Source organism: Hymenobacter caeli (assembly GCF_013294115.1).
Taxonomy (GTDB): Bacteria; Bacteroidota; Bacteroidia; order Cytophagales; family Hymenobacteraceae; genus Hymenobacter; species Hymenobacter caeli.
This window is the reverse complement of record NZ_JABSNP010000001.1, coordinates 104,523-120,751: the sequence shown is the minus strand read 5'-3', so window position 1 is coordinate 120,751 and position 16,229 is coordinate 104,523. Positions and strand designations below refer to the sequence as shown.

The window sequence follows — 16,229 nt, the reverse complement described above, 5'->3', positions numbered from 1 at the left end:
AAACCTTGTTATTGAATAATATTCTGAATGAATGTATTTTCCAGGCGAAGGCTACTTTTGCCTCTATGAACGGTTCCATCTAATCCGGCCATGCTCCCCGCCCTGCCCCTCACCTGCGCCGTCATCGACGACAACGAGATGAACCGGCTCACGCTCGAGCACCTGGTCGAGCTGACCGAATCGCTCACGCTGGTGGCCTCGCTGGCCGACGGGGTGCAGGCGCTGAACTTCCTGCGCACCCACCCGCCGGTGGACCTGCTGCTGCTCGACATCGAAATGCCCCACCTCTCGGGCCTCGACCTGGTGCGGGCGCTGCCCCAGCCGGCCCCCGCAATCGTGCTTGTCACCTCGCACCGCGACTTTGCCGTGGAAGCCTTCGCCCTGCACGTGGCCGACTACCTGGTGAAGCCCGTGGATTTTGCCCGCTTCCACCAGGCGGTGGCGCGGGTGGTGGCGCGCCGCAGCCCGCCGCCCGAAGCCACCGCCGTGCTGCCCGCGCCCGGCAGCCCCGACCAGCACCTGTTTGTGAAGGTAAACAACAAGCTCGTGCGCCTCAACTTCGGCGACGTGCTGTTCATCGAGGCCATGTCCACGTATTCGGTGCTCGTGACGGCCGCCCAGAAGCACATCGTGTACGCCACCCTCAAGGCCTTGGAAGAGCGGCTGCCCTTCGCGCACTTCCAGCGCGTGCACCGCTCCTACATCGTCAACACCCAGCGCATCGAGGCGGTGGAAGATAATACCCTGCGGCTGGGGCCCTACGAAGTGCCGGTGGGCAAGTCGTACCAGGAAGAATTTTACCGCAGCCTGCGCAACCTGTAGCGCCCGCCGCCCAGCGCCCGGCGCAACCGGGCCACCGCGTCGGGGGCAGGGCCGCTTCATCACCCATAAAAATCAGTGGCGGAGACGTGCTTTTATAGCAGCAGAACCCTTGGTTAGGACGTAATGAGTAGAATTTGTGGCTTTTTCAACCGTTTCACTCGAAGCTACCCCGGCCCCCGGCCCCGGGCACCGTTGCTCGTTCGACCAACCGCCGCGCTATGCGAACCGTCGAAATTCGTGGCCCACCGCCCGGTGTAATGCCGCGCGGGCACAAGGCCCCGGCGAGCGGCGGGCCCTAGCTAAGTTAACACATTTTCAGCGGGTTGCGGCCGGGCTGGGCCAATTTTGCGGGCCTTAGGCGGGCAGGCCGGCGGGCAATTCGGCGGGCAATTCGGCGGGCAGCTGGCGCAGGGCCTGGCCCACGGCCCCCAGCACCGCCGCCAGGGCCCCGTGCAGCGCTTCCGGGGCGGGGCGCACCGCCCCGGCGGGGCGGGCGTGGTGCAGGCACTCGAGCAGCTCGATGGCCGCCGCGGGCTGCTTGATGCCCAGGGCCAGCAGGTTGGGTTTGATGTGGTGCACCCCCCGCGCCACCCGCTCCCAGTCGGCGGCGGCGGCGGCGGCGCGCAGCTCGGCCAGGCTGGCGGGCGCGTTGGCCAGAAACGAGCGGATGATTTTCACCACGAACTGCTCGCGGCCCTGGGCCAGCTGGCGCAGGTGGACCAGGTCGTAGGCCGGGGCGGCGGCCGGCAGCAGCGCCGCGATGGTGTCGTACAGGGCTACCTCGCCGTAGGGCTTGGCCAGGTAGGCGTTGAAGCCGACGGCCAGGTAGCGCTCCACGTCGGCCCGGAAAGCGTTGGCCGTGAGGGCGACGACGGGCGTGGCGGCCCGCGCCGGGTCGGGCAGCTGGCGTAGCCGTTGGGTCACCTCCACCCCGCTCAGGCCGGGCAGCTGGATGTCCATCAGCACCACGTCGTAGGGCGGCGCGGCGGCCAGTTGGGCCAGGGCGGCCAGGCCGTCGGGCACCTCGTCGAGCCGCACGCCCCAGGGTTCGAGCAGCATCCGGGCCACGGTGCGGTTCACGTCGTTGTCTTCCACCAGCAGCACCCGGGCCCCGGCCAGCCGGCCGGTGTCGTAGGCGGGGGCCCCAGCGGCGAGGGCCGGCCCGGTGGCCGCCGGGGCCCGGGGCAGGGTGAGCACGAAGGCGAACGTGCTGCCCGCGCCCGCGGCGCTTTCCAGGGTAAGCGTGCCGCCCATCTGCGCCACCAGGGCCCGCGAAATGCTCAGGCCCAGGCCCGTGCCGCCGTGGCGGCGGGCCGTGTCGGCGTAGGCCTGGGTGAAGCTCTCGAAGATGAGGGCCTGCTTGTCGGGGGCAATGCCCGCGCCGGTGTCCTGCACGCTGAAGCGCACGGTCAGGGTATCGGCGGTTTCGCTCAGCTGCTCGCCCTTCACCGCGATGCTGCCCCGGGCGGTGAACTTGACGGCGTTGCTCACCAGGTTAAGCACGATTTGGTTGAGCCGGTGCGGGTCGCCCACCACCCACGGCACGGGGCAGGTGTCGCGCAGGCGGGTGCTGTGAAAGGCCAGGCCCTTTTCCTGGGCCTGCACGGCCAGCGGGTGCAGGGCTTCGGCCAGCGAGTCGCACAGGTTGAAGACGGTTTGCTCCAGGTCCAGCTTGCCGGCCGTGATTTTGGCCATGTCGAGCACGTTGTTGAGCACCACCAGCAAGTGTTGGCCCGAGGCCTGCACCACGCGCACCAGCTCGTGCTGGCGCGGGTCGAGGCGGGTTTTGGCCAGCTGGGCCGTCATGCCCAGCACCCCGTTCATGGGCGTGCGGATTTCGTGGCTCATGTTGGCCAGAAAATTCTCGCGGGCGCGGGCCGTGGCTTCGGCTTCGTCGCGGGCCCGCTGGGTGGCCTGCTCGGCCAGAATGCGTCCGGTGATGTCGTGGGCGTGCGAAATAACGTAGGGGGCCTGGCCGGGTTCGCGCACCACAAAGTTGTGGTAGAGCAGGTAGCGCAGCTGCTCGCCGCCCCGGGGCCGCACCCGCAGCACGCCTTCGGCCTCGCCCGCGGCGGCGATGCGGGCCAGGTACCCGGCAAATTTTTCCCGGTCTTCGGCCAGCAGGTAGGCGGCCACGGACTGCCCCACCAGTTCGGCGGCGGGCGGGCCCAGCAGGGCGGCCAGCACGGGGTTGGCCGACAGCACGGTGCCGGCCAGGTCGTAGGTGCAGATGAGGGCCTGGGCGTAGTGCATCAGGTCGCGGTAGCGCTTCTCGCTGCGCTCCAGCGTGTGCTGGGCCTGTTTGAGGGCCGTGATGTCGGTGCTCACGCCCAGTACGTGCACCGCGCCGTCGGGGCGCAGCAGGGGGCGCTTCACGGTGTGGTACCAGCGCACCTCGCCCGAGGGCAGCGTCACCCGGTCTTCGGCCACCACCTCCTGCCGGTGCTCCACCACGCGGGCGTCATCGGCCGCGTAGGCCTGCCGCTCGTGGGCCTGCACGCCGTTGGGCGCCGGGGCCCCGGCGGGGCGCAGCACGGCCAGCAGGTCGCGGCAGGCGTGGTTCTGGAACAGCACGTGCTGGGCCAGGTCGCGCACGTAAATCACGTTGGGCGTGGTGTCGAGCACCAGCTCGGTGAAGGTTTGCTGGGCCCGCAGCTGCTCCTCGGCCTGCACCCGGCCGGTGATGTCGACGCTGTTGCCGATGATGAAGGCCAAGCCGCCGTCTGCCCCAAACACGGGCTGGTAGTAGCGCAGGTAATGCTCGACGCGGCCGGTGGGCCCGGTGTGGGCTTCCTGCCACTCCACCTGGCGGTGCTCGGCCACGGCCTGCTCCAGCAGGCGGTGCCGGGTGGCGGCGGCCGCGGCCGGGCGGCCCATAAAGCCGGCCGTGTCCAGCACGGTTTTGCCCAGCCACTGCGCACGCTCGGCCGCGTCGGGCGCGGTGCGGGCGTTGAGGTAGCGGTAGCGCTGGTCGGGGCCGAACACGGCAATCTGGCTGGGCAGCTCGTTGAGCACGGTTTCGTAAAACGCCTGCTGCTCGGCCGCCCGCTGCTCGGCTTCGTGGCGGGCCGTCACGTCCACCACGTACACATTAACGCAGCCGTCGGGCCCCACCGGCACCAGCGACACTTGCAGCCCGTGGGGCCCGTGGCGCAGCTCGGTTTGGTACGGGTGGCCAGCACGCAGGCTGTGGGCGACCAGCGCCCGCAGCTGCGCCCGCAGCGCCGCCGCCGCCGGGGGCCCCAACTGGTGGCGCAGGCGCTCGGCGGCGGGGTTGGCGTAGGTGCGCTCGCCGGCCGCGTCGTAGCGCAGCACGGGGTTGGGGTTTTGGTCGGGCAGGGCCGCGGCCGCGCGCAGCTGCTGGTTGGCGGCCTGGGCCGCGCGCAGCTCCGCTTCCAGTGCTTGGATGCGGGCCTGGGCCGCGGCGAGGGGCGAAGCAGCGGCGGAAGCGGCGGGCATGGAGCGGCGGGTTAGCGAAGCCTAAAAATACGCCGCGGGCCCGGTACCGGGGCCCGGCGAACCCACGGCAAAGCGCGCCGCGCCCCGGGGTTCCGCCGCGCGGTGGCAGGAATTATTGCACGGAAAAAGGCCGCAACTACCCTTACGCGTGCAGGGCCCGCCAAATCATGTCTTTCAGCGGCTGGATGTTCTTGTTGGTCAGGCTGGAAATGAAGATGGTGGGCGGCACGTCGGCCGGCAGCGCGGCCTTCATTTCGGCTTCCAATTCTTCGTCGAGCATGTCGGTTTTGGTGATGGCCAGCAGGCGCGTTTTGTCCAGCAGCTCGGGGTTGAACTGCTCCAGCTCGCCGAGCAGCACCCGGTACTCGGCGGCAATGTCGGGGCTGTCGCAGCTGATCATGAAGAGCAGCATGGAGTTGCGCTCGATGTGGCGCAGGAAGCGCGTGCCCAGGCCCCGGCCCTCGGCGGCCCCCTCGATGATGCCCGGAATGTCGGCCATCACGAACGACTTGTAGTCGCGGTACGCCACCACGCCCAGGTTGGGCGTCAGCGTCGTGAAGGCGTAGTCGGCAATTTTGGGCTTGGCCGCCGACACCACCGAAAGCAGCGTGCTCTTGCCCGCGTTGGGGAAGCCCACCAGGCCCACGTCGGCCAGCAGCTTCAGTTCCAGCACAACCAGGGCCTCCACGGCCGGCTCGCCGGGCTGGGCGTAGCTGGGGGCTTGGTTGGTGGGCGTTTTGAAGTGGTCGTTGCCCAGGCCCCCGCGCCCGCCGGGCACCAGCACCAGGCGCTGCCCCTGCTCGGTAATCTCGAGGATTTGCTCGCCCGTGTCCGCGTCGCGGGCCACCGTGCCGAGCGGCACTTGCAGCACGATGTCTTCGCCCTGGGCCCCGGAGCGCAGGTTTTCGCCCCCGCCCTCGCCGTCTTTGGCAAACACGTGCTTCTGGTACTGCAAGTGCAGCAGCGTCCACAGCTGCGAGTTGCCCTCCAGGATGATGTGGCCGCCGCGGCCGCCGTCGCCGCCGTCGGGCCCCCCGTTGGGCAGGCCCTTGGCCCGGAAGTAGTGGTGCGAACCCGCCCCGCCCTTGCCCGAGCGGCAGGTGAGCTTAACGTAGTCGATGAAATTATTGGAAGCCACGGTTTTTTAGTTATGGAGCAGTCTTCAGGTTGGTGTGCAGCTGGGCTGCTCCCGGTCGGCCGGCTTTTTCAGCCGGCCGACCGATTGTCGTCAAGGAAAATAAGTGGCGGTCAGTCAACCGGTCGGCCGGTCGAAAAAACCGGCGGACCGGACTGTACACCAACCTAAAAAATGCTCTAAGTTATGAATTATGGGTTATGAGTTGACACACCGGCCGATAAGCAAATGAGTTATGAGCGTCGGCGCATGGGCCGAAACTCATAACTCATAACCCGAAACTCATCACTAGCGCAGCGCTACGCCTGCACCTCTTCGGTGGCCGCGGCCGGTGCTTCGTCCAGGGCGGCGCGGTGCTGGTCGATGACGGCGCACACCTGGCCAAAAATGTCGTCGATGGCCCCGGTGCCGTTGAGGGCGTGGAACTTGTGCTGGGCGGCGTAGTAGCCGGCTACCTGGGCGGTTTCGGTGTTGTACACCGTCACGCGGCGGCGGATTTTGGTCTCGTCCTGGTCGTCGGGGCGGTTGCTGGTTTTGCCCCGCTCCAGCAGGCGCGTCACTAGTTCCTCTTCCTTCACTTCGAGGGCCACCATGCAGCCGATTTGGGCCCGGTGCTGGGCCAGCAGCCGATCGAGGCTTTCGGCCTGCGGCACGGTGCGCGGAAAGCCGTCGAAGATGAAGCCCGCGGCTTCCTCGTTGGCGCTCAGGGCGCTGTCAATCATGCCGATGACCACCTCGTCGGGCACGAGTAGGCCTTCGTCCATCAGCTTTTTGGCCCGCAGGCCCAGCTCGGTGCCCTGCGCGATTTGGGCGCGGAGCAGGTCGCCGGTGCTCAGGTGCACCAGGTGGTAGTGGGCAATGAGCTTCTGGCTCTGGGTGCCTTTGCCCGCACCGGGCGGGCCGAACAATACGATATTCAGCATGAAAAACGGGGAACAGCGCGCCGGGGCGCGGGGTGGGTTGGGTGGGAAAGTTAATCAATCCGTAACAAAGCCGAACGGATTTTTCCTTATGCGGCCACGTACACTTCGGGCAGGTTGCGGCCCAGCCCGTCGTAGTCGAGGCCGTAGCCGACCACGAAATCGTTGGGGATTTCCCGGGCGATGTAGTTCAGCACCAAGTCGTGGCGCAGGCTGGCGGGCTTGAAGAACAAGGCGGCTATCTCGATAGAAGCCGGGTTCTTAGCCCGCAGCGTGGGCAGCAGGTGGTGCAGGGTAGTGCCCGTGTCCACGATGTCTTCCACCAAAATCAGGTCGCGGCCCTGCACGTCCTCGCGCAGGCCCATGATTTCCTGCACCGTGCCCGTGCTGCCGGTGCCCTCGTACGACGCCACCCGGATGAACACAATCTCGCAGTCGCCGGTGAACCGCTTGAGCAAGTCGGCGGCAAACATGAAGCCCCCCGTGAGCACCACCACGAACAGGGGCCGGCGGCCGGCGTAGTCGGCGTTGAGGCGGGCGGCCACCCCGTCGATGGCCGTGGCCAGCTCCGCGGCCGATAGGTAAGGGCGAAACGCTTTGTCGTGGAGGGTGATGGTGGGGGACGAACCCATGCGGCGCAAGGAAAAATGAAACCGCAAAGCTACTGTCATAACCACGGATTTATCGGGTCAGGCGAATGGGTCGGGTTTTGGGCCCCATTGGCGGGGCCCCGCCGGGCTGCCGGCTTTTCGCCGGCTGCCCGGTAATCGTCGGGTTGCCGCTACGCTGTTTCCAAGTGCAACTATAAAAAATCTTCCAAAACTTAGGCCGTTGGCAAAAGCCTGGAGTATAATCACAGGGCCCCTGGCGATTACCGGGCAGCCGGCGAAAAGCCGGCAGCCCGGCGGGGCCCCGCCAATGGGGCCCAAAACCCGACAAATCCGTGGTTATGACGAGCTATTTCAGCACCGTGTGCAGGACGTAAGCTGCTGCCGGGGCCAGCGCTTCGGCGTAGCGCACACGGGGGCGGAAGGCCTGCTCGAAGCGTAGCGGCGCGGGCGCGGCGGCGGCCCCGGCAGCCGTGGTTTTCTCGGCGATGTGCGGAGCAATGACCAGGCTCACGATGCTCATGAGTTTGATGAGGATGTTCATGCTGGGGCCCGACGTGTCCTTGAACGGGTCGCCCACGGTGTCGCCGGTCACCGACGCCTTGTGGGCATCGGAGCCCTTGTACTGCATCACGCCGTTCACCAGCACGCCTTTCTCGAACGATTTCTTGGCGTTGTCCCAGGCCCCGCCGGCGTTGCTCTGGAAGATGGCCATCAGCACCCCGCTCACCGTCACGCCCGCCAGCAAGCCGCCCAGCACCTTGGGCCCGAACAAGAAGCCCACGAGGATGGGCGTGAGCAGGGCAATGGCCCCCGGCAAAATCATCTCGCGGATGGCGGCCGCCGTCGAGATGGCCACGCACTTCTCGTACTCGGGCCGGGCCGTGCCCTCCATGATGCCCGGAATCTCGCGGAACTGGCGGCGCACCTCCTGCACCATCGCCATGGCGGCGCGGCCCACGGCGGCAATGGCCAGGCCCGAGAAGATGAACGGAATCATGGCCCCCACGAACAAGCCCGCCAGCACGTCGGCGTTGCTGATGTCGATGGTGTCGATGTGGGCCGTGCCCATGAAGGCCGCGAACAAGGCCAGCGACGTGAGGGCCGCCGAGGCAATGGCGAAGCCTTTGCCGGTGGCGGCCGTGGTGTTGCCCACCGCGTCGAGGATGTCGGTGCGCTCGCGCACTTCCTTGGGCAGCTCGCTCATCTCGGCGATGCCGCCGGCGTTGTCGGCAATGGGCCCGAAGGCGTCGATGGCCAGCTGCATGGCCGTGGTGGCCATCATGCCGGCCGCCGCGATGGCCACGCCGTAGAGGCCGGCGGCCCGGAAGCTCAGCACGATGCCCGCCGCCAGCACCAGAATCGGCAGCACGGTGCTTTCCATGCCCACGGCCAGGCCCCCAATCACGGTGGTGGCGTGGCCCGTGCTGCTCTGCTGCACAATGCTCAGCACCGGGCGCTTGCCCATCGCCGTGTAGTACTCAGTGATGATGCTCATCAGCGTGCCCACCACGAGGCCCACCAGCACGGCGTAGAACACGTGCAGGGCATCGAACGAAACGCCGCGAATGGTGAACGTGCCGGCAGGCAATATCCACATAATGAGGCCGTAGGAGGCCAAGGCCGATACCGCCACCGAAATGTAATTGCCCAGGTTGAGGGCCGCCTGCACGTTGCCGCCTTCCTTCACCCGCACGCATAAAATACCAACGAGCGAAGCCAAAATACCCATGCCCGCGATGGCCATCGGCAGGAAAATCGGCGAGAGGCCCCCGAACTGGTCGCCGGTCACGGTCACTTCGCGGCCCAGCACCATGGTGGCCAGAATCGTGGCCACGTAGGAGCCGAACAAGTCGGCCCCCATGCCGGCCACGTCGCCCACGTTGTCGCCCACGTTGTCGGCGATGGTGGCGGGGTTGCGGGGGTCGTCCTCCGGAATGCCGGCCTCGACCTTGCCCACGAGGTCGGCCCCCACGTCGGCCGCTTTCGTATAGATGCCGCCGCCCACCCGGGCAAACAAGGCAATGCTCTCGGCCCCCAGCGAGAAGCCGGTAAGCACCTCCAGGGCCTTTTCCATCTCCTGCCCATTGGCCAGGCCGCTGGGCACGAACATCTTATAGAACACAATGAACAGCGACCCGAGCCCCAGCACGGCCAGGCCGGCCACGCCCATGCCCATCACCGAGCCGCCCGAGAACGACACGTTCAGGGCCGTGGCCAGGCTGGTGCGGGCCGCCTGCGCGGTGCGCACGTTGGCCTTGGTGGCAATCTTCATCCCAATGAAGCCCGCCAGCGCCGAAAACACGCCCCCAATAACGAAGGCAATGACGATGACCGGGCTGGAATTACCACTCGTGCTGCCCAGATAAAACAGGAAGGCCCCGGCAATCAACCCAAACAGGGCCAGCACCTTGTATTCGGCCTGCAAAAAGGCAATGGCCCCGTCGGCAATGTAGCCGGCAATGGTGGTCATGCGGGCATCGCCGGCGTCCTGGCGGGCCACCCAGCCGGCCCGCAGCCAGGTGTACAACAGCGAAAAAAGGCCCAGCGCGGGCACCGCGTAGAGGTAAGGCGTCATACCGGCAGGATGTTAGGTGGGAATGAAGAGGAGTGCCGGTAAATGTAGGGCCCAGCTAAATAGTGGCCAAAAATAAGCGAACATTCGCGCTGCCATAAGCCTTTGTCAGTCAGAACAAAAGCTAATAGCTAGCAGCTAAAAGCTAATGGCTTACCGCTTACAGCTCCCGCAACAGCACCTGGTAGAGGGCCAACATGCTGGCAATGTCCCGCTTGTCCACCAGCTCGTCGGGGGTGTGCACGTGGTCCTCCGGGGCCCCCACGAAGCACCAGTCCCAGGGCTGGGCGGCCCGTTGCAGCTCCTTGGCGTCGGAGCCGCCGCTGTCTTCCACCTCCAGCTGGTAAGCAATGCCCGACTTTTCCGCGATGGCCCGGATGCGCTCGACGTAGGCGCGGCGCGGGATGAGCGAGTCGCGCAGCGATATCACGCAGCCCCCGCCCAGGTGCACGCCCTCGGTTACCCAGGTAATGTCGCAAATCAGGGCCTGGCGCACCTTATAGGTGTCGTAGATGAACTGCGCCAGGAAAGGCACCGTGCCGCCGCCGTGCTCCTCGCCGCAGCTGAAGGCGATGATGCCGTGCTCCAGGGTTTCGCACAGGCGCAGGGCCGTCCACACGCCCAGGCGGTTGTCGAGGTAGCAGCTCTGCACCGTCTGCTCGGTTTCGCGGAAGTCGCAGCGAAACGTTAGCTCCGTGCCCCGGGCCAACTCGCGGCTGAACTCGTAACCCAGGGTTTCGGTTTCGTCGTTGATGGTCAGTGTACACGCTATTTCTCCTTCCGCGTCGTGGCCCACCAAGTGGTAGCCGGCTTGGGTTTCGGGCCCGCCGATGGCCACCAGTTGCCGGCCGTAGCGTACCATGAAGCCGATGCTGTCGAGGTGCGCGAACACGGCCGTGCGCGGCTGCCCAAACACGAGCACCACGCAGTCCTGGAAGCCGTCGCCGGCCAGCACCTGCGGCTGGTGCTGCCAGCCGGCCCGGTTTTGCTGCACGTAGTCAAGCACAAAGGCGGTCATCGGGCCTTCGTGGCCGGACGGGGCCGCGAGGCGACACAGGGTTTCGAGCAGTTGCATGGGCAGGGGAAAACTGGGCCAAAGCTAGGCCAGAGTCCGTACTTTAGGGGCCCCGGGGGGCCGAAGCCGGCCGTCCCGGGCCCTCACTTTTCGTTTTCTATGCTGCGTTTGCTTTTTTGCTGGGGCGTGCTGCTGCTGGCCCCCCTGGCGGCCCGGGCCCAGGTGGGCGACACGGCGCGGCGGCGCGGGGCCATGCCCGTGGTGCACCTCGACAGCGTGGCCGTAGCCCCGCAGGCCATCGACACCAAGGGCTGGCTGCTGCTCAACAAAGACATCCAGCAGGAGCTGGACGGGGCCGTGCACAACCTCTACAACTTCAAGTACGACCGGGCCGAGAAGCAGTTCCGCTCCCTCAAGCGGCGCTACCCCGAGCACCCCCTCGCCTACCTTATGCTGGGCCTGAACACGTGGTGGAAGATTCGCCCCACCAGCTTCCAGACCAAGGTGTACGACCGCACCTTCTTTGCCTACATGGACTCGGCCATCACCAAGGCCGAAACCCTGTACCGGGCCGACGACCACAACTACGAGGCCACGTTTTTCCTGGCGGCGGCCTACGGCTTCAGCGCCCGCCTGCACGCCGAGCGCCACGACTGGCGGCTGGCCACCGTGGACAGCAAGCGGGCCCTGACTTACCTGCAGAAAAGCCAGGAAGCCAACGGCCTGAGCCCGGAGTTTTTGTTCGGGCAGGCCCTCTTCAACTACTACGCCGTCTGGATTCCCGACAACTACCCGTTCCTGCGGCCGGTGCTGCTGTTCTTCCCCAAGGGCAACAAAGCGCTGGGCCTCCAGCAGCTGCGCACCGTGGCCACCACCGGCTTCTACACCGCCACCGAGGCCAAGGTGTTTCTGATGGGTATCCTCAAAAACGAGGAAGGCAACGGGGCCGAGGCCCTGCCCGTGGCCAAGCAGCTGGCCGCCGCCTTCCCCGACAACGGCTACTTCCAGCGCTTCTACGCCCTGCTGGCCTACGACCAGGGCGACTTCGCGGAGTGCGAGCGGGTGAGCAAGGAAATCATGGAGAAAATCAACCTGGGCATGCCCGGCTACGAGGCCACCAGCGGGCGCTACGCCAGCTACTTCCTGGGCTACCTCATGCAGTACCGCTACCGCGACGCCGCCAAGGCCCGCGACTATTACCAGCGCTGCATCGTGTTTGCCGAGAGCAGCGGCGACACCAAGGGCGGCTTCTACCTATTCGCCAACGCCAACTTGGCCCGCCTCGCCGACAAAGAAAAAGAAGTTGCCACCGCCCGCCGTTACTATTTGGTGGTGAAGGACATCGCCGACCACAAGTCAGAACAGTACAAAGAAGCTGCCTCGTGGCTGAAAAAAAATAAAAGCTGAATCATTGAGCCATTCACCAAAAGGCATGTTCCGTTTTGATTTCTAGCACACTCGTTGCCGTAAGCACTTAACCAAAATATTTCTTCTAAAAAGCACTTACTTGTTGCAGGTATTAGCCAAGGCGGAAAAATTGATAAGTTGTTTATGGTCAATACCATTGTTTCTGGCCCTAACAACTTAATCAGGAGCAGTACAAATGAGATTAAACGAAACATCCAACTCTGTGCGTCATGGAATTAAATGATCTGCTTTTAACGCCTATATACTTAGGGATATTTTATTCTATTGCATTTTCCATTAGAGGCCGTTTTACTAATGTCTATACTAAACCTTACTTTATTCCAGCGCTTACCCTCAAGTTTTTAGGTGCTATCGTGCTGGGACTTATTTTCCAATATTATTACGGGGGTGGCGACACTTTTAATTATTATAACCACACCAAGGTCATATACGGTGCATTTATAAATTCGCCTTTGGCTGGATTAAAACTTATTTTCAGCTCTACCAATAGCTTTGACCCGGACACAGCTCCTTACGTTGGTCAATTATATTGGTACCGGTCTCCAACCGAGTATTTTGTGATTCGCATAGCCGCTTTTTTCGGCCTTTTTTGCTTTGGCACTTACACCATCATCGGCCTAATGTTCGCCGCGCTGAGCTTTAGTGGCATGTGGGCCATGTACACCACTTTTCTGCGTATTTATCCCTTGGCATATAAGCAGCTTGCTACTGCTGTATTTTTTCTGCCTTCTGTATTCTTTTGGGGTTCCGGCCTCATGAAAGATTCTATTTGTATTGGTGCCCTCGGTTGGACATTTTATGGTTTTTACTACTCTACCATTGCCAAGCGGAGTATTTTATTTTCAGTATTAGTGGGGCTGTTAGGTGCCTACGTCCTTTACTCAGTGAAAGTGTATATACTATTGTCTTTTCTACCGCCCGCCTTGCTTTGGGTATTCAATGAAAATAACCAACGCATAAAATCCTCTACGGTTCGCCTAGTTCTCAAGCCGTTTTTTCTTTTACTGGGTTTGGGAGCCGGCTACATAGGTGCAACGCGCCTTACCTCCGGTGACGATAAATACGACGTAAACAAGATTGGTGAACGCACTAAAATTAATTCGGAATACCTCACAACTCAGGTATCCAACGGATCAGCCTACAACATCGGGACGTTCGATGGTTCAGCCAGTTCCTTGGTTAAAGTGGCTCCGCAAGCTGTCGTCGTAAGCATTTTCCGGCCGTTTATATTCGAAGCCCGCAACCCGGTTATGCTTCTTTCGGCTTTGGAAGCCACCTTGTTTCTTTACTTAACTGTCACGTTGTTTTACCGCACGGGTGTCCTCAAAAGCTTACAGCTCATAATTTCCCAGCCTATTCTCACGTTCTGCTTTCTTTTTTCCATCGTGTTGGCTATTGGGGTTGGCACCAACAGCGGCAACTTTGGGACGCTGGTCCGCTACAAAATTCCGCTCATGCCCTTCTATCTATCAGGTCTATACATTATGCAATTCCAGGCCCGGCCCAAACCAAGGCTGGGGACTGTTTCGCGGCAGCGAAAAAAGCTGGCCGCCGCTTAAAGATGCTCTATGTCAATAGAAGCGTCTTTAAGCGGCGGCTTATTTTATTAGCTGCTTCAACGTTTTTTGGGCTATTCGGCTTCGGGTGCTTTGATGCCCACCGCCTGCACCACCGACCAGAATAATAGATAATACCCCGTGATGGCGACCGGTACCCAGGAGTGCCCCATCAGCGACAGCACGACGCTCACCCCCATCGCCAACAAGTAATAGTAAACCTTGTGGGCGGGAGCCCGCCGATTGGGCATGTTGAGCAGCCCTTTGCTGTCCATGTACATCAGGGTGCGGTAGAACACGTAGTTCAGAAACACAGGGGCCACGATGAGCATAAGCTGTGCTGGTAACAGGAAGATAAATACCGGGGCCAGGTAGCGGCTGAAGGCCAGATTGACAAAGGTCATCACCTTCAGCTCATTATCTTTCAATACGTTGTGCAGGTAAAAGAAAATTATCAGCACAGCATAGTAAGCCAGCCACAACGGCTGCCGCCACACCCCCAGGTACCAGCTAATGCCAGCAAATGCTGCCACGCGCGTCAGCACCCACAAACTGATTACGGCATTGGAAGGGTCAAAACTTTTTACCCGCCGACGCGGGTTGGTTTCGTGCCGCACGCTGTACACGTCGTTGCCCAGGTACCCAACCTCGTAAATGGAAATGAACGCCAGGTAGGCCAGCACAAACCGCAGCAGCGAGTGCTGCCAGTCAAAACCGGAAAAATAGACCAGCAGCGCGAAGGGTACCGCCCAGTCAATAATCAGGTAATAGACGTTGTACTTGAGCTGTTTTACCCGGCTGCCGTAGAAATAGGTATACGGCAACAGGAAGCGAAGAGTATTCATGCGGAATAAGCCTCAATGAACTGGGGCCCCAGGTCTTGCCAAAAGGGCTTGTCCGCGGGGCGGTGCACCACCACGTAGCGGTAGGCGGCACCGGCAACCAGCGCGCGGTCGGTAAAATTATCAGTCGCTACGGCCAGACGCAAATCAGCCCCGGCCAGCTCGCGTAGCGCGTGGTGTTTTTGCCCGCTCATTTCGCGGCGCAAACGACCGGTGCAGCGCCCCCGTCCGTCGTAGTCCAACTCCGAAGACACAAACTCTACTTCCAGCGCGACTGCCAAGGCGGCAATGATGGGGTCCAGGCTAGCAGAAATTAGTACGACGCGTGTACGGGAACCCACCGAGCTTGCCAGCAGCTCGTGCGTCCGGGCGATTTTACGGGTGCCTAAAAAGTCCTTCAGGAAGCTTCGCCCCAGCGCGTACAGCTCTTCCTTGGGGATGCCCACCAGCAAGCGCAGCGCGGCCGCTTTGATGGCATCGCCGCCCGCCAGCTTTTGCCAGACCGCGAGCCCCAGGTAAGCCGGCGACCAGCGCTTGGTCAGCAACTGCAGCCACCGCCGACGGCCGCCCAACTGCTTCTGCTCCAGCACATAATTTAAGTAGTCAAACGTGGTGTTGGAGTAAAACAGCGTATCGCAGACATCGAAGACAAAAACATCGACGTCTGCCGGGGGCAGCATTTTAGCAGCACTCATGGGGCTAGCAGCGTTAAGTACACCTTCCGGAGTTTGCGGTAGGTAGCGTCCGGGCTGAATTTTTGCCGCACGTATTCCCGGCCGGCCGCCGCGAAGCGGGTGCGTTTGGCCGCGTCGGCGGCCAGTTCCAGAATGGCGGCCGCCATGGCCGGCACGTCCTTGTTGGGCACCAGCAGGCCCGAGCGCCCGTGCTCAAACAATTCCCGGGGCCCGCCGCAATCGGAAGCAACCAATGCCGTGCCATAGAACAGCGCGTCGAGGCAAGTCAACGAAAACGACTCGGTTTCGGAGAAATTAAGGAGCACATCAGCCGCTTTGATTGCCTGCTCCACGTCCTGCACAAACTCACCAAAATGCACCGCTGCCGTCAGCCCCAGCGCCTGCACCCGCGCTTCGAGGGTTTGGCGATACGCCCGGTTTTTATTTAGCCCCATATCACCGCCGTGGAAGTACAGGCGCAGGTGCGGGTTCTGCGCGTGCGCGGCGGCAAAGGCTTCGACCGCGTGGTCGTGGCCCTTACCCTGGATGTAGTTTGCCAAATACAGCAGCTTCAGTTCGCCCGTTCGGGCGCGGCCCGCGGCCTGGTCGGGGGCCGGTGCTGGGTACTGCTCGTGCTCCGGCAGGGGGTCGGCCACCACCAGCACGTTGGGAGCTGCCGGAAAGGCGGCCTGCACGGCCTCCGATACGCAAATCACGCGGTCGGCGTACCGGGTATCGGCGCTTACCCATAAGCGCCGGAGCGGTGCCGGGAAATTTTGGGGCAGCAGCCGCACGTGCGTCAGGAGCTTCGGCCCCCTGGCCCATTTGGCCACGACGCCCGCCAGGTTGAAAAAATCATTCAGGTGAATAAGGGCTACGCCGCGCTGCCGCGCCAGCCGCCGCAGCCGCCAGCCGTTGGCCAGCAACGCGGGCACGTAACGCAGTAATTCGCCGGGCCGCCTGCTGATTTCCACGAATGGCAGCGTGTGCACCCGGAAGCCCTCACCGACTACCGTAGGCAGGGCGGTGCTACCGGTGGGCAGTACGAATTCAAACTCGAACTGACCCGCGTATTCTGCCTGCAATGCCCGGGCGGTGTTCAAAATAGCCTTTAGCGCACCGGTAACGGCTATGCAGTTATCAACTACCAGGATGCGGTGAGCAGTAAGCGGAGCAGAATCTGGCATAGGCAGGG

Annotated in this window: 12 protein-coding genes; 3 read left to right on the top strand and 9 right to left on the bottom strand. The window is 63.1% G+C overall.

Features of this window, described 5'->3' with window-relative positions:
• Positions 1–90 precede the first annotated feature (90 nt).
• A complete protein-coding gene (locus tag HNP98_RS00490; RefSeq protein WP_173808086.1) occupies positions 91–822 on the top strand; it encodes a LytR/AlgR family response regulator transcription factor in 732 nt (243 codons plus the stop codon).
• Positions 823–1,176: 354 nt separating this feature from the next.
• Here HNP98_RS00490 and HNP98_RS00485 read toward each other — a convergent pair whose 3' ends face one another.
• The 6 genes from HNP98_RS00485 to HNP98_RS00460 form a co-directional block, all read right to left on the bottom strand.
• On the bottom strand, positions 1,177–4,281 hold the full coding sequence (locus tag HNP98_RS00485) for a PAS domain-containing hybrid sensor histidine kinase/response regulator (protein ID WP_173808085.1): 3,105 nt from the start codon (positions 4,279–4,281) through the stop codon (positions 1,177–1,179).
• A 142-nt stretch (positions 4,282–4,423) separates the two neighbouring features.
• Entirely contained in the window at positions 4,424–5,419 is a 996-nt protein-coding gene (obgE, locus tag HNP98_RS00480) for a GTPase ObgE (protein WP_173808084.1), read from the bottom strand.
• Positions 5,420–5,715: 296 nt separating this feature from the next.
• Complete coding sequence (locus tag HNP98_RS00475; RefSeq protein ID WP_173808083.1) at positions 5,716–6,339, bottom strand: adenylate kinase; 624 nt, start codon at positions 6,337–6,339, stop codon at positions 5,716–5,718.
• Between the two features lie 86 nt (positions 6,340–6,425).
• Positions 6,426–6,968, bottom strand: coding sequence for a phosphoribosyltransferase (locus HNP98_RS00470; protein WP_173808082.1), 543 nt, complete (start codon positions 6,966–6,968; stop codon positions 6,426–6,428).
• 325 nt (positions 6,969–7,293) lie between these two features.
• Positions 7,294–9,522 (bottom strand): sodium-translocating pyrophosphatase, encoded by a 2,229-nt coding sequence (locus HNP98_RS00465; RefSeq protein WP_173808081.1) that lies wholly within the window; start codon positions 9,520–9,522, stop codon positions 7,294–7,296.
• A 157-nt stretch (positions 9,523–9,679) separates the two neighbouring features.
• On the bottom strand, positions 9,680–10,594 hold the full coding sequence (locus tag HNP98_RS00460; protein ID WP_173808080.1) for a M20/M25/M40 family metallo-hydrolase: 915 nt from the start codon (positions 10,592–10,594) through the stop codon (positions 9,680–9,682).
• A gap of 99 nt (positions 10,595–10,693) precedes the next feature.
• On the opposite strand from HNP98_RS00460, the gene HNP98_RS00455 reads away from it, so the two are divergent.
• Together HNP98_RS00455 and HNP98_RS00450 are read left to right on the top strand one after the other, a co-directional pair.
• The gene (locus HNP98_RS00455) at positions 10,694–11,941 is read left to right on the top strand and encodes a tetratricopeptide repeat protein (RefSeq protein ID WP_173808079.1); all 1,248 of its coding nucleotides are present in this window, start codon (positions 10,694–10,696) and stop codon (positions 11,939–11,941) included.
• Positions 11,942–12,171: 230 nt separating this feature from the next.
• Positions 12,172–13,521 carry a hypothetical protein gene (locus HNP98_RS00450; RefSeq protein WP_173808078.1) on the top strand — a complete coding sequence of 450 codons (1,350 nt, stop codon included), beginning with the start codon at positions 12,172–12,174 and terminating at the stop codon, positions 13,519–13,521.
• Positions 13,522–13,592: 71 nt separating this feature from the next.
• Here HNP98_RS00450 and HNP98_RS00445 read toward each other — a convergent pair whose 3' ends face one another.
• Genes HNP98_RS00445 through HNP98_RS00435 form a run of 3 tightly spaced genes read right to left on the bottom strand, consistent with a single transcriptional unit; the run spans position 13,593 to position 16,221 of the window.
• A complete protein-coding gene (locus HNP98_RS00445; RefSeq protein ID WP_173808077.1) occupies positions 13,593–14,363 on the bottom strand; it encodes a hypothetical protein in 771 nt (256 codons plus the stop codon).
• Positions 14,360–15,055, bottom strand: a complete 696-nt coding sequence (locus tag HNP98_RS00440) for a haloacid dehalogenase-like hydrolase (protein WP_173808076.1) — start codon at positions 15,053–15,055, stop codon at positions 14,360–14,362. Before HNP98_RS00440 ends, HNP98_RS00445 begins: the two co-directional genes overlap by 4 nt.
• Positions 15,052–16,221 (bottom strand): glycosyltransferase family 4 protein, encoded by a 1,170-nt coding sequence (locus HNP98_RS00435; protein ID WP_173808075.1) that lies wholly within the window; start codon positions 16,219–16,221, stop codon positions 15,052–15,054. Before HNP98_RS00435 ends, HNP98_RS00440 begins: the two co-directional genes overlap by 4 nt.
• Between the last annotated feature and the right edge of the window lie 8 nt (positions 16,222–16,229).

Coding starts and splice junctions, on each gene's coding strand:
- HNP98_RS00490 (WP_173808086.1), top strand. CDS start 91: ATGCTCCCCGCCCTGCCCCTCACCTGCGCCGTCATCGACGACAACGAG.
- HNP98_RS00485 (WP_173808085.1), bottom strand. CDS start 4,281: ATGCCCGCCGCTTCCGCCGCTGCTTCGCCCCTCGCCGCGGCCCAGGCC.
- HNP98_RS00475 (WP_173808083.1), bottom strand. CDS start 6,339: ATGCTGAATATCGTATTGTTCGGCCCGCCCGGTGCGGGCAAAGGCACC.
- HNP98_RS00470 (WP_173808082.1), bottom strand. CDS start 6,968: ATGGGTTCGTCCCCCACCATCACCCTCCACGACAAAGCGTTTCGCCCT.
- HNP98_RS00465 (WP_173808081.1), bottom strand. CDS start 9,522: ATGACGCCTTACCTCTACGCGGTGCCCGCGCTGGGCCTTTTTTCGCTG.
- HNP98_RS00460 (WP_173808080.1), bottom strand. CDS start 10,594: ATGCAACTGCTCGAAACCCTGTGTCGCCTCGCGGCCCCGTCCGGCCAC.
- HNP98_RS00455 (WP_173808079.1), top strand. CDS start 10,694: ATGCTGCGTTTGCTTTTTTGCTGGGGCGTGCTGCTGCTGGCCCCCCTG.
- HNP98_RS00450 (WP_173808078.1), top strand. CDS start 12,172: ATGGAATTAAATGATCTGCTTTTAACGCCTATATACTTAGGGATATTT.
- HNP98_RS00445 (WP_173808077.1), bottom strand. CDS start 14,363: ATGAATACTCTTCGCTTCCTGTTGCCGTATACCTATTTCTACGGCAGC.
- HNP98_RS00440 (WP_173808076.1), bottom strand. CDS start 15,055: ATGAGTGCTGCTAAAATGCTGCCCCCGGCAGACGTCGATGTTTTTGTC.
- HNP98_RS00435 (WP_173808075.1), bottom strand. CDS start 16,221: ATGCCAGATTCTGCTCCGCTTACTGCTCACCGCATCCTGGTAGTTGAT.